Annotated in this window: 10 protein-coding genes; 7 read left to right on the top strand and 3 right to left on the bottom strand. The window is 57.3% G+C overall.

Annotated features, from left to right (window positions below; translation table 11 throughout):
• Positions 1–353 precede the first annotated feature (353 nt).
• Complete coding sequence (locus JTM80_RS17980) at positions 354–1,202, top strand: tetratricopeptide repeat protein (RefSeq protein WP_255548808.1); 849 nt, start codon at positions 354–356, stop codon at positions 1,200–1,202.
• 253 nt (positions 1,203–1,455) lie between these two features.
• On the opposite strand, the gene JTM80_RS17975 is transcribed toward JTM80_RS17980, so the two are convergent.
• Both JTM80_RS17975 and JTM80_RS17970 read right to left on the bottom strand, forming a co-directional pair.
• Positions 1,456–1,572, bottom strand: a complete 117-nt coding sequence (locus JTM80_RS17975; protein WP_172355203.1) for a photosystem II protein Y — start codon at positions 1,570–1,572, stop codon at positions 1,456–1,458.
• 172 nt (positions 1,573–1,744) lie between these two features.
• Positions 1,745–2,995 (bottom strand): sugar ABC transporter substrate-binding protein, encoded by a 1,251-nt coding sequence (locus JTM80_RS17970; protein WP_225906674.1) that lies wholly within the window; start codon positions 2,993–2,995, stop codon positions 1,745–1,747.
• A 902-nt stretch (positions 2,996–3,897) separates the two neighbouring features.
• Here JTM80_RS17970 and pilM point away from each other — a divergent pair.
• The 6 genes from pilM to cobD all read left to right on the top strand — a co-directional run bounded on the left by pilM (position 3,898) and on the right by cobD (position 10,763).
• Positions 3,898–4,953 carry a type IV pilus assembly protein PilM gene (gene pilM / locus JTM80_RS17965; RefSeq protein ID WP_390820242.1) on the top strand — a complete coding sequence of 352 codons (1,056 nt, stop codon included), beginning with the start codon at positions 3,898–3,900 and terminating at the stop codon, positions 4,951–4,953.
• 1 nt (position 4,954) lies between these two features.
• Positions 4,955–5,770, top strand: coding sequence for a PilN domain-containing protein (locus JTM80_RS17960; protein ID WP_172355208.1), 816 nt, complete (start codon positions 4,955–4,957; stop codon positions 5,768–5,770).
• Positions 5,767–6,588, top strand: coding sequence for a pilus assembly protein PilO (locus tag JTM80_RS17955; RefSeq protein ID WP_172355210.1), 822 nt, complete (start codon positions 5,767–5,769; stop codon positions 6,586–6,588). Before JTM80_RS17960 ends, JTM80_RS17955 begins: the two co-directional genes overlap by 4 nt.
• A 93-nt stretch (positions 6,589–6,681) precedes the next feature.
• Positions 6,682–8,898 carry an AMIN domain-containing protein gene (locus JTM80_RS17950; RefSeq protein WP_228721742.1) on the top strand — a complete coding sequence of 739 codons (2,217 nt, stop codon included), beginning with the start codon at positions 6,682–6,684 and terminating at the stop codon, positions 8,896–8,898.
• Between the two features lie 360 nt (positions 8,899–9,258).
• The gene (locus JTM80_RS17945; protein WP_068509653.1) at positions 9,259–9,534 is read left to right on the top strand and encodes an HU family DNA-binding protein; all 276 of its coding nucleotides are present in this window, start codon (positions 9,259–9,261) and stop codon (positions 9,532–9,534) included.
• A 47-nt stretch (positions 9,535–9,581) separates the two neighbouring features.
• Complete coding sequence (gene cobD / locus JTM80_RS17940) at positions 9,582–10,763, top strand: threonine-phosphate decarboxylase CobD (RefSeq protein ID WP_172358878.1); 1,182 nt, start codon at positions 9,582–9,584, stop codon at positions 10,761–10,763.
• Between the two features lie 58 nt (positions 10,764–10,821).
• On the opposite strand, the gene JTM80_RS17935 is transcribed toward cobD, so the two are convergent.
• Positions 10,822–12,948, bottom strand: coding sequence for a thioredoxin domain-containing protein (locus JTM80_RS17935; protein WP_172358879.1), 2,127 nt, complete (start codon positions 12,946–12,948; stop codon positions 10,822–10,824).
• Positions 12,949–13,033 lie beyond the last annotated feature (85 nt).

Below are 13,033 nucleotides of genomic sequence, written 5' to 3'. Positions count from 1 at the left end.
CTGAGTCCAAAGCGTGGTTAATGAAGGCTGTTCCCTCCTATTTGTGATCCTGAGAACATCTCCTTTGTATGGTCTAAGCCTATACCTTTGGGCGGAACGATTTGAGATAAAACCTTTAGGGTGCCTTCTGCTTTCTGTTTAGAGTTTTAACTATGCGTGTTTCCTGTGGCTCAATCGGTTGTTTTCTAGGCAGCTTGCTGTGGCTGGGTGCAGCATCTGGTGCAGCATCTATGGGTGCAGCATCTACAGGTGCAGCATCTATGGGTGCAGCATCTATGGGTGCAGTGTCTAGAGGTTTGGAATCACCAGATCCGGCATTCACAAGTGCAACATCCGCAACACCCACAGGGACCGTGGCACAACTGCGCCCTACGCAGCGCTCCATTCAAGCTCCGCAGCAAATCCCGCAGCGCGTCGCGCAAGCCGAAGCAGGGGTCGCGGAGCTAAACCGGGGACTGCAACTGATTCAGGCGGGGCAGGTGGAAGGGGCGATCGCCGCCTTTCGGCAGGCCGTGCAGGTCAATCCGCAACTGGCTCCCGCGCACTATAACCTGGGCCTGGCGCTGCGACAAACGGGACAGCTTCAAGCGTCGGCGGAGTCGTTTTATCGCGCTGCCCAGGCCGATCCTGGCTTTGCGCTGGCCTTTGCAAACCTGGGTGCAGCGCTGCTGGAGGGCAACAATCTCGATATTGCCAATCAGTATCTCCAGCGGGCGGTGCAGCTTGATCCAAATCTGGGGCTGGCGTATTACAACCTGGGACTGGTGCAGCGGCGACGGGGCAATGCAGCAGCGGCGATCGCCAGCTTTCAGCGGGCCGCCCAGCTTACGCCCACTGCGCCAGAACCGTCCTACTACCTGGGGCTGACGTATCAAGATCAGCGGCAGTTGGCGCTGGCAGCCCAGGCCTTTCAGCGGGCGATCGCCATCAACCCCCGCTACGCCGAAGCTTATTACAGCCTGGGTTCCGTCCTCATGCAGCAGGGCGACCTCGGCAGCGCCCTCAATGCCTTCCGACGCTCGACCGATGCCAATGCGACCTACGCCAATGCCTACTATGGCGCAGGCCTGGTGTTTCTTCAGCAGCAAAACTACGCCGAAGCCCAGCGCGTCTTGCAGCACGCCCGCGATCTCTACAGTTCTCAGGGCAACGCTCAGTGGGCCAACAGCGCAGCCCAGCTACTTCAGCAGGTGCCGCGTTAGCAGGGGAGATTTCCGATTTTGGATTTTGGATTGGTAATTTTGGATTAGCGATTTTTGATTAGCGATTCAAGCTAGACGATACACAAAAGAGGCGAAAAAACAAACAAAAGAGGCAACTGCCTCAGAATTTGCAGCCACCTCTTCTGATGGGTGATTCAAAGTAATGGGTGATTCAAAGAATTGAGCAAAGCTTAGAGCGAAGTGTAGATGGGTTCCTAGCAGAAACCTATGTCTGAAGCTCACTTGCCAAAGCTTACTTGCTGGCCATGAACGCTTTGACTTGGCGGAGGGCAGCTTGGCCAATGTTGTAAACCGCCCAGCTACCAGCAAGAATCACGGGCAACAACACAATCAGAACACGCCAGTCCATGTCGATATCCTCCTCTATAAGTTTTGTGAAAGGCTCTCATCTTTGATTTCTATTTTGCGATGAACTGACGCAGATTGCTAGGGTTTGGGCGAGGTTTTGATTGCGAAATGTTAAGAACTTCGACCATTCCTGAGTGCCCATTGCCCGCAGTTTATTCCTGGATCGCCACCCCTTATGACCGTGCATCCCAGGTCGCGGCCGCATCGCTGACGGCCTGATCGACCGATTTTTCGCCCAGCATGGCGGCTTGAAGCTGGTCGTAGATAATCTTTTGCAGTTCCTTGATATCCTCCATGCGGGGCAGCAGCACTTCGGCAGACTGCATCTGGCGGGCACTGACGGCGCGGGCGGTGTCGAGCGTAGAGGCGGGCGTTTCAGCGGCAGTGCTGAAGTAGGGATCGGTCAGCGAGGTCGTCGTAGAGGGCAGCACGTTCGCAGCTTTGGCAAAGGCAAGCTGGTTTTCGGGATTGGTGACAAATAGGGCAAACTTGACGGCAGCTTCGGGGACATCGGTGCTGCGGGGAACGACGAGGTTCATCACAGCGACGTTGGTTTTGCCTGTGTCTCCGGTGATTTGGGGCGCAACAGCGGAGACTTGGGCGATCGCCGGTGCATTGGTTTCCACAGTCTTCAAAAACTGCGGGCCGGAGTTTAAGATGGCGATTTCCCCAGCCTGATATAGCTCAATGGCGCGGCGGTGTCCCTGGGTTAGCACTTCTTGGGGCAGCAGACCTTCCTTATATAAGTCCACCCAATACTGGAAGGCGGCGCGTCCTTCGGGCGTATTGAACGCCGCCTTGCCGCTGTCGTCTATCAGCGACACGCCCATCTGAATCAGCGATTGCAGAACTTCTGCTGAATCAGTCGGTACAAAGGTAACAAAAGTGGCGTACTTGCCTGTGCGCTCTCTGACTTGGCGAGCCACCTGGGCCAGTTCTGCAAAGTTTGCCGGAGGCTGCTGCACGCCGGCCTGATTGAGCAAATCCCGGTTGTAAATGGCGATGCTGGTGGTGAGATACCAGGGCAGCCCAAAGGTTTTGCCATCGAGCGTGTTCGCCTGCCAAATCTTGGGCAGATATTGCTGACGGGCTTCGGCGGGCACCTGGTCATCGAGCGCCATCCAGGCGTTGCGTCCGGCTAGCTGGGCTGCAAAGTCGGGGTTGAGGTTAACCACGTCGGGTGCAGTGCCTGCGGAAACGGCCGTTAGAATTTTGCTCTGCATGTCGCCCCAGGGCACGTCTACCCACTTGACCTTAACGCCGGGGTTTTCTTGCTCAAACCGGGCAATCAATTCATTGAAGTAGTCGGTGAACTGCGGCTGGAGCTGCATGGTCCAAAACTCGACTTCGGGCGATCGCGCGGTTGGCGGTGCGCCGGGGCTACAGCTAATGACCCAGGTCAAAACCAGTCCAAACAGGGTCATCAGGCTCAAAGATTTCCAGGGTTTTCGCCAGGGGTGTCGTAGGTACATGGTCATTCAGGGCAGTGGTTTAGAGCAGGTTTCGATTGCTGCATTGCTCACCCTATCGTAGATTGCGCTACCGTAGCAAAGTTCCTGGGCGATCGCCCATCGCAGGGTGAGCGAGCGGGAGCGCGAGCGCCAAAGGCGCCCGTCGCCGCATACCGAATCTACCCCGCCGCCCCTGCCAACCCAGCAAAAATCGCGCAAAGAACCCCAAGAAACAGCCCTCTGAAAGCGTTCTGGCAGTTTTTTCCTAACCCTTTGCTCAAAATATAGCCTGGGGTTTCCGCAAGTTTTCCACAAATTGTAGATAAACTGTGCCATTTTTCTAAATTGCGTGTACCATTGCTGGCTAAGTGTAGCTACATCAGGAGATTTCTCCTCTGTTGATTTGGGAGGCGGGTTGGTGTCCTTTGTCGGGCGATCGCCAGCTTGGTTCAAAAATTTCGTTCAGCAGGTCGGTTTAGGTTAGCCGATTCGACAATTCAGGGTGTCGGTTTGTGTGGGTCGTTGCTGTTTGAACGATGGAGGGCAAGCTGTAGGAGAGATGTGCTTAGAGTATTTAGACCCATTTCTCTGGCTTGATCGGCGATCTTTGCGGTTTTTTAGCTTGAAGGCCTATATTCTTGTGTTCGGCTGCATGATTCTGAATTAAATTGGGTAGCATGTGTGTTCAGGATCTCCAAACTTAGTCTCAGTTAATAGTCCGGGTTGTGTTCGTTTTCGGACACAGTTTTGCAGTTTGATACGGTCTAAGTTTGCAGGCACTTTCCATACTGACCCTCTCCACCCTCATTCCTAAAACTGTGTTTAGCAACGTCAAGGGATTATTTTCAAAAAAAACAAAGGGTGTCGGCATTGAATTGACCCCTGAGCGTGTCAACGTCGCCCGGCTGAAACGAAAGGGGCAAGGCTTTCAGCTCACCACGCTGGCCTCGGCCGAGGTGCCAGAGGGGATCTACCAGGAAGGGCAAATCCTGGACACTGCCGCGATGTCTGAAATCATTCAGTCCGTGCTGAGTGAGAGCAAGCTCAAGGTCAAAAACGCCGCAACCGCGATTCCGGGTGGCCGAGACACCGTAACCCGCATCATTCCGGTTCCCGCTGAGCTAGATGACCGGGAACTACGCGAAATGGTGCTGAACCAGGAAGCTGGGCTATACCTGCCCTTCCCCCGTGAGGAAGCAGATGTGGACTATCAAAAGCTCGGCTTTTTTGTAGACGAAGACGGCATCGAAAAGGTGCAGGTGCTGCTGGTGGCCACCCGCAAGGAAGTGACCGACTCGTACTTGACAACGTTTCAGCAGGCGGGGCTAGACGTAGATGTTTTGGAAATCAGCAGCTTTGCGCTAATTCGCACAATCCGAGAGCAGTTGCGCCAGTTCACGCCCCAAGAGGCGGCGGCCATTGTCGATATTGAATTTGAAAATACTGAAATCTCCATTGTGGTGGATGGCGTTCCCCAATTTTCCCGCACGGTTCCCATCGGCACTTACCAAATCCAATCTGCCCTGAGCCGCGCCATGAACCTGCCCCCCTCGCGCAACACGGAATTGCTCCAGGGGATGACGGTGCCAATCGCGCCGATGGACAGCATGGGCACTCCCAAGGCACCCGGAACCAATCCTGGCACGGCGGCGATGCTGCGCGTGTTGGGCGAACTGGCGGACGAGTTGCGCCGCTCCATCGACTTTTATCTGAATCAAGGCGACAACCTGGAAGTGGCTCAACTGCTGCTGGCGGGGCCGGGCGGGGCAATTGGGCAGCTTGACGAGTTTTTCTCGCAGCGGCTCAGCCTGCCCGCCAGCCAGGTCGATCCGATTTCGGCGCTGTCGCTGGAGGTCGATCAGGAAATTCCTGAGTTGCAGCGTCCGGGACTAGGAGTGGTGTTGGGCTTGGGCTTACGGGAGGCGTGGTGAGATGTATAGTCTGGATGTCAATTTTCTCAATGACCGCATAGAGCGCCCGACGGATGGGGGTGGGGTTGCTGCCCGCAGGGCCGTTGTGCAGGACGATCCGCGTCCGATGTATGTGGGGGCGGCGATCGGGGTGCTGCTTCCGGCGTTGGTGGGCGGGTTCTGGCTCTTTTTGCAAAGCCAGACGGCCTCGCTGACGGCTCGACAGGCAGAATTGGATAGTCAGCTTGCAACGCTGCAACAGGCGATGCAGGAGGTGCAGAATGTCGAAGCTCAGGTTGCACAACTGAATGCCGAGAACCAAGCGTTGGCTCAGGTCTTTGACCGGATTATCCCCTGGTCGGCAATTTTGCAAGATATTCGCAGCCGGGTTCCGGCGGGCGTGCAGTTGACCAACGTGACACAGTTGGCTCCGGAGGCTGTTCCGCCGCCGCCCCCACCCGCTGACCCCAGCCAGCCCGCCCCGCCGCCCCCAGAGGTGCCGCCTTCTCGATTGGAAATTTCGGGGAACGCCCGCACCTTTGCTGAAGCCAATGACTTTATGCTGCTGCTTCAGCAGTCGCCGTTCTTGGACAGCCGCGAGGTGAGGCTAGTGGATGCGCGGCTCGTGGATAGCCCGATTCAGACAGAGTTTGTGGGTGAGGGCGATCGCCCTGACGGATTGGAAGTACAGCTACCTAAGGTCGTTCAGTACAAAATCACCGCTGGACTCACGCCCCGTCCTTCTTCTGAACTGCTCCAAGATATGGAAAACACGCTATCGGTGGGCTTGCCCGCTCGGATTGATCAGCTTCGCAAATTGGGGGTTGTAACGCCATGACCGTGGGTGGAGATTACATTCCTGGAGAAGAGTACGGCGCTTTAGAAGAGCCGAGCTATCCCGTTGTCTTTGGGATGCGGCTCACGCCCCGCGTGAATGGGATTTTGCTGGCGCTAGCGGGGCTACTGGGCGCTGGCTACTTGCTGTTTAACGCTGTGCTGCCCAAGTGGGAAGAGAATGCAGCCCTGCGGGCAGACATCGCCGCCAAAGAACAGCAGTTGGTGAACCAGGGGCAGGCGCAGCAGCAAATTGAAGAAGCCCGCGCCAAGCTAGCCGAGGCAGAGCAACTCCGGGCTGATGTGCTGGCGCTGTTTGCTGATGAAGAAGGGCTGGATACGCTGCTGATTGACGTGAACGAGCGGGTACAGGCGGCAAATGCCCGCATTACCGATCCCGATCGTCGAGCCACCCTGTCAAAGTTTGAGCTAGTGCCACCCCCGGCTGGGCCGGACGGTCAGCCCAGCGATCTGGTGACCGATGGTTCTCTGGGCGTTGCAGTCAACAACAAGCTGCGCCAGCGTCTCTACAACGTGGAGATGGAGGGCAGCTTTGCTCAGGCGCAGTCGGTGATTCGTAACATTGAGCGCTTGCAGCCGCTGCTTGTGCTGCGGAACTTCAGCTCTACCCCAACTGACCCGCCCACGCTGCGGCTCAATCAGCAGGGACGGCCGCTGCCGAATCAGGATACGGAGCCTCGGCTGAGAACCAGTTTCCAGGTGCAGGCGCTCATGCCCGCCCCGATCCAGCCGCCTGCCCCGCCTGCGCCGCCTGCTGATCCAAATGCGCCTGCTGCCGACCCAAACGCGCCCCCGCAGTAGCGTTTGCTGGACTACCCCCTGCTGATGCCTGCTTTTGTTGTCTCAAAGACTTAATCCTTTAGAATTCGCCTGCTTGTTAAGGAGGAGTGACCTGTGAAACCGCATCTTGGATTGGCTGGATTGGTGACGAGTGGTGCAGTGGTGCTGATGGCAAGCCAGCCAGCCCAAGCCGCTGCAACCCAAATTACGGGTGTACAGGTATTTCAAACCGCCGTTGGGATGGAGTTGGTGCTGCAAACGCGAAATGGCGATCGCCCCCAAGTCTTTGCCGTCAATCGCGGCAACACCCTCGTTGCCGATATCACCAATGCTCAACTGCGTCTCCCCGAAGGCAATGGCTATTTGCAAAACAACCCCGCCCCTGGCATTAGCTCCGTCATGGTGACGCAACTCGATCCCAACAGCGTGCGCGTCGCGGTCATGGGTACGGCGGCTCCCCCAGCCAACCAGGTGCGGCAAGACGGCACCGCCATTGTATTTAGCCTAACTGCTGACGGCACAGGTGTCGGCAGCCTGCCTAGCCAGCCCAGTTTCCCCTCTGCCCAAGTTCCTCCACCAACACTCCCCGGCGGAAGCACCTTCCCGTCTAACCCCGCCATTCCGCCATCTCAGGTACTCGTACCCAACCCGCAGGTTTCAATCAATGGCACCCCGGTCAGCCCGTCCGGCGCATTCCCAGGGCAGGTGCCGCCGCTGCTGCCGCGTGCAGTGGCTCCACCCGTGGGGGATATTGCCGTCGCTACGACCGATGTTTCGCCCACGGTTATCGATCTGGGCACTTCAGAGATCGTGCCGCGCCTGGTGCTGCGGGATGCGCCCGTACGGGATGTGCTGTCGCTGCTGGGTCGTGCTGCGGGGCTAAACGTAGCATATTTGGATCGACCATCCCAAACTGAAGGAGTAGATGCCCAGTCGGCCCAAGAGACCTCTGCTGCCGCCGATGCTCGCATTTCGCTAGACATCGAAAACGAACCCGTGCAGAACGTGTTTAACTACGTGCTGCGAATTAGCGGGCTGGATGCCAATTTAGTTGGACGAACCATCTTCGTTGGCACACGCCTGCCCAACTCCGCTCGCTCTGTTGTGTCGCGAACCCTCCGGCTCAACCAGGCCAGCGTCGGCGCTGCGCTGAATTTCCTGGTGGGCTTGGGCGCAGAAACCGCTGTCAGCCGTCGTCGTCAGGTGGTCACCGCCCTGGCAGTTCCCGTGCAGGGTAGCGACATCGGCGCTGGGGCCGCTGCTGGGCCTACTCAGGTGCAAACAACCGAGGAAGATCGCATTGAAGTGCAGCGGGTAGATTATCGAGACGCAACGCCGCTGCTACGCGGGCTACAGGTGATTGGCGACGAGCGGACGCGCTCCATTACCCTGGTGGGCACGCCCCGGCAAATCGAGATTGCGACGGCCCAACTCTCCCAGCTTGATGTTCGTCAACGCCAGGTTGCGATTAATGTCCGCGTGATTGACGTGAACCTGCTAGGAATCGATCGGGCTGGAACCAGCTTCTCCTTTGGTATCGATGATACTCGCGTCATTCAAGACGGTGGGCAAGTGGTTATCAACTTTGGCTCTGGTGGGCCGAATACTGGCAGAACACCGGGAAGCATTTTGAGTCCGGTCACTGAAATTGGTGGGTTGGGGGGACTGATTGTAGGCCAACCCACTAATGCGTTTAACTTCACGCGAAACTTCTTGGCCCAGCTGCGCTTTGCAGTTACCAGCGGCAATGCCAAGATTTTGACCGATCCAACGCTAGTGGTTCAAGAAGGTCAAGAGGCGCAGGTTCAACTGACGGAAGATGTGGTGACGAACTTTGAGATTGAGACAGAGGGAACGGGCAACCAGCGCACTCAGACTATTACGGTAGAAACTACTCCTGCGGGTCTGATTTTGAACGTGCGTGTAGAGGGGATTGACGACAACGGCTTTGTGACCCTTTCGGTTGGTCCAACGATTTCGTCTCCTTCTCGTGTGGAAACCTTCGAGATTCAGGATTCTGTGCTGCGAGTGACGCTGCTGGCCATTCGGCGACTGTCTTCTGGCTTGGTGCGGGTGCGAGATGGGCAGACCTTAATCTTGTCGGGGATTATTCAAGACAGCGATCGCGCTGAAGTGACGAAAGTCCCCATCTTGGGCGATATCCCCATTTTGGGTGCGCTGTTCCGCCGGACTCAGCGGACGAATCAGCGGCAGGAAGTGATCGTGATGCTTACGCCGCAGATTATCGACGACTCAGATACCTCCACCTTTGGCTATCGCTACGTGCCCAGCCGCGATGTCCAGCAGATTTTGGAGCGGGGGAGACGCTAGCGGTGAATACCGAGTTTTCAGCTTGTTTGGAGGGGGTGCATCGGTTCCCTAACCCGCCTCCAGGATTAGTTTGACTGCCTTTCGAGCGATTTGCGGGATGAAAAACCCAAAAAAAAATCCTTCAAATCCACATAAATTAAAGGTTTCAACGATCCAGAACCCCTGAGTTGCCCTTAGAATAGGGCATTGAAAATTCGAGATGACAAGGGTTTCAGCGATTTTTCCTGAAGCCGATGAAGTCTATCTACGTCTAGCTGCTCGATCTCCAGATGAGAGTTGTTCAGATTGCAACTGCTCTAGCTGCATCTGCGAGATTTGAGAGATTTTGAATCCTGGATAATCTAATCGAAGGAGATTCTCATGAATAAAGGTGAATTGGTTGATGCCGTAGCCGAAAAGGCAAACGTGACGAAGAAACAGGCCGACGCAGTGCTGTCTGCCGCGATTGATTCGATCATGGAAGCGGTGTCGAAGGGTGAGAAGGTGACGCTGGTGGGGTTTGGGTCTTTTGAACCCCGTGAGCGCAAGGAGCGGGAAGGCCGCAACCCCAAAACGGGAGAGGCGATGAAAATTCCTGCGACCAAAGTGCCTGCCTTTTCGGCGGGCAAACTGTTCAAAGACCTGGTGGCAAAATAGCAAGCGGCCTCGTGCAAAATTCGTTGCAAGACTGGCAAGACCTCAACCTGCCACCATCCAACTCGCAGCGCTCAGATTCTCAACACGCTGGGGCTGCCCAACCTGCACATGGGGGGAACATTGCCTGGGCTGCGGCTCTGGCGGGTTGTTCTCCCCATTTAATTTTGGACTTTTCGGCCAGTATCAATCCGCTGGGGCCGCCCCCGTCGGCGATCGCCGCGATCCAGGCTCACCTGGGCGATCTGCGCCACTATCCTGACCCCAGCTATGCGGATCTGCGACGGGCGATCGCCGCGTTCCACCATCTTTCCCCCGACTGGATCTTGCCCGGAAACGGAGCCGCCGAACTGCTCACCTGGGCCGCCCGCGATCTTGCCACATTGGACACCGTGCGGCTGCTTACACCTGCCTTTGGCGACTATCTCCGCGCCCTGCGGGCCTTTGGGGCCAACGTGGAGAAAATCCCTCTAGCGGTGGATCGCCTGACGGTAGATCGCCTGACGGTAGATCGCCTGACGATGGATGGAGCCTTAGAGCAAGCCATCCCCACGCCTCTAAGCCCCCACCCTCAATCCGGCTGGCTGCTCAACAGCCCCCACAACCCCACCGGAACCCTGCTATCCCGCGAAATTATCCGGGCGCTGCTGGACGAGTCGCCGCTGGTGGTGCTGGACGAAGCTTTTATGGACTTCTTGCCGCCGGAAGCACAGTCCCAAACCAGCCTGCTGGCGTGGGTAGAGCAATATCCAAATTTAGTGATCGTGCGATCGCTCACGAAGTTTTATAGCCTGCCGGGGCTGCGCCTGGGCTATGCGATCGCCCATCCCGACCGATTGCAGCGTTGGCAGCAGTGGCGCGATCCCTGGAGTGTGAATTCTCTGGCCTCTGTAGCGGCGATCGCCGCCCTGACCGACACAGTCTTTCAGCAGCGCACCTGGAGTTGGCTGCCCCCTGCCCGTCAGCAGCTTTTCGACGGACTCGCGGCTCTGCCGGGTCTGCATCCCCTCCCTAGTGCCGCCAACTATCTTCTAGTGCAAACCGATATCTCTGCCACTGACTTGCAAGCCCACCTGCTCCAGCACCACCAGATTTTGATTCGCCACTGCACCAGCTTTCCCGAACTGGGCGATCGCTTCTTTCGCGTTGCCGTGCGGACAAAGGCGGAGAATCAGCGATTGCTGGAAGCCCTGGGAAGTGAGGTAAAAGGAAGAGAGAAGAACGAAGAATGAAGAACGAAAAATGAAAATGTTCTTCTCTCTTCTCTCTTCTCTCTTCTCTCTTCGTTCTTCATTTTTCCCTCTTTTCCCCTCCCCGTTTTTCACTTTGCCAAAGCTGCTCCAGCAGTTGGGCCACACTGCGGGCTGGCTCATTGCAGCTAAGTCCCTGGCAAACGAGGCCGATGGACTCGGCGGGGAGGCTTGATTCTGCGGCGAACATGGTTGTGGGATGGTACTGGCTCAGCAGGAACGGGAGGCGATCGCCCGATGTTTTGACCAGCGTATAGGTTTGCAGCCAGTCCAGCGCGATGAACAGGCTGGGGCAGATCTGCGGCGTTTTTTCCATGACGCTGCCGAAACTCTGGAGCGCGTGCTGGGCTTTGTCCAGATAGTCCAGCCGTCCGGCACGGAGAAACAAGCGGATCAGGTTGGCGATCGCCACGCCATTGGCCGCGGGCACGGCGCTGTCATCGTAGCTGCGTTCGCGGAGGATCAGATCCGCACGGGCATCGGTGTTGTAATAGCCGCCTTCGTCGCTGCCCAGGTATGCGTCAAATTCGGCTTGCAGCGTCAGGGCGCGATCGAGGAAATGGAGGGGCAGGTCGCCGGAGGCAATGGGCGCAAGGGCGATATCGCTCCGCGAGGCTAGTGCCAACGCCGCCTGATCCAGATCCAGCAGCGCTTTGATCAGCAGGGCATAGTCTTCGGACTGGGCCAGCACGCTCACTGCGCCGTCATAATTCAGCCGATGCAGGCGATCGCCGACAATTTGATGCTGCCAGATAAAGTCTGCAGCACGGTTGGCCAGGTGAAAGTAGTCTTCTCGCTGAAGCACCGCTGCCGCCCGGGCCAGCCCGGAAATCATCAGGCTATTCCAGGCGACGATCATTTTGGTGTCGGTGACGGCGGGAATGCGGCCCGGCCAGGCGTGGGTTCTGGCTTCGTTGTTGTTGCGGGCGGGCGGAAAGGGGGCAACGCCCGGAGCGCTGCCGTAGCGAACCGCAAACAGCGCCGCCAGGGATTCCTCGACCGAATTGGGTAGATTTCCCGGCTGCCGCCGCTGAAGCACGATTTTCCCTTCAAAGTTGCCCGCTGGCGTGATCGTGAAGTGTTCCGTCAGGGCTTGCAGCGCAGGTTCGGAGAGATGCGTTTCCAGGTCGGCATAGCGCCACACATAAAACGCGCCCTCCTCCGGTTCGCCATCGTCTGCGTTCACAAAGCTATCGGCATCCTGCGCGGCGTAGAAGTAGCCCTCCGGTGCGGTCATTTCCCGCTGGAGCCACTGCACCGTGAGGGCGATCGCCCGTTCAAAGGCCGGTTCCTGCATTCCCGCCGCCCACAGGTTCGCCAGATACTCCACAATTTGCCCATTGTCGTAGAGCATCTTTTCAAAGTGGGGCACAGTCCAGGTCGGGTCTACAGTGTAGCGATGAAAACCACCCGCCACATGGTCAAAAATGCCCCCCAGCGCCAGATCTAGCCCCCGCTGGCGGCACTGTTCCCGCGCATCATAGCGGACGGTTGCATCGTCCAGCAGTTCCGAGTCGGCAAACCGGATGCCCCGCAGCGCCGCCTCTGCGTAGGGAATCATCGGAAAACTGGGGCCCATGTCTCTGGCCGACAGGATGCCCGCGCAGTATTGCAAGCCCTTTTGCAACAGCACATCGTCCAGCGACTCCACCGCTGACAGGGCTGCCGTCTGCTGAAATCGCGCCTGAATCTCTGCCTGAACGGATTGCAGACGGGGGCGATCGCTCTCATAGATCCGCTTCAACTCCTGCAACACCCGCAAAAAGCCCGGCCGCCCATAGCGCGGATTCACTGGAAAATAAGTCCCACCATAAAACGGCAGCAGCGTTTCTGGATCGAGAAACACATTCAGCGGCCAGCCGCCCGCCCCGGTCATCATTTGCAGCGCCTGCATGTAGATGCTGTCTACGTCTGGCCGCTCTTCCCGATCGACCTTGATGGCAACGTAGTGGGCATTTATATAGTCGGCAATTTCCAGGTTAGAAAACGCCTCGCCCTCCATCACCGTACACCAGTGACAACTTGAGTAGCCAATCGACAAAAAAATCGGCAAACTCTCCCGCCGCGCCAAGGCGATCGCCTCGTCGCACCACGGCCACCAGTCAATCGGATTCTCCGCGTGCTTCCGCAGATACAGGCTTTGGGCGTTTGCAAGTCGGTTCATCAGAAATTGGGAGTATTAGAACACCGGGGTCGTCGATTCCCCTCCCCCCATCATCCCACCCTCTTCCCTTTTCCCTCTTCGTTCTTCC

The organism is Thermoleptolyngbya sp. PKUAC-SCTB121 (assembly GCF_016919485.1).
Taxonomy (GTDB): Bacteria; Cyanobacteriota; Cyanobacteriia; order Elainellales; family Elainellaceae; genus Thermoleptolyngbya; species Thermoleptolyngbya sichuanensis.
Note: the sequence above shows the minus strand (reverse complement) of the source record. Positions and strands in the feature narration are given on the sequence as shown.

Excerpts from the sequence above, each read along its gene's own strand:
- JTM80_RS17960 (WP_172355208.1), top strand. The coding sequence starts at position 4,955 with ATGTATAGTCTGGATGTCAATTTTCTCAATGACCGCATAGAGCGCCCG.
- JTM80_RS17955 (WP_172355210.1), top strand. The coding sequence starts at position 5,767 with ATGACCGTGGGTGGAGATTACATTCCTGGAGAAGAGTACGGCGCTTTA.
- JTM80_RS17975 (WP_172355203.1), bottom strand. The coding sequence starts at position 1,572 with ATGGACTGGCGTGTTCTGATTGTGTTGTTGCCCGTGATTCTTGCTGGT.
- JTM80_RS17970 (WP_225906674.1), bottom strand. The coding sequence starts at position 2,995 with ATGACCCTGTTTGGACTGGTTTTGACCTGGGTCATTAGCTGTAGCCCC.
- JTM80_RS17945 (WP_068509653.1), top strand. The coding sequence starts at position 9,259 with ATGAATAAAGGTGAATTGGTTGATGCCGTAGCCGAAAAGGCAAACGTG.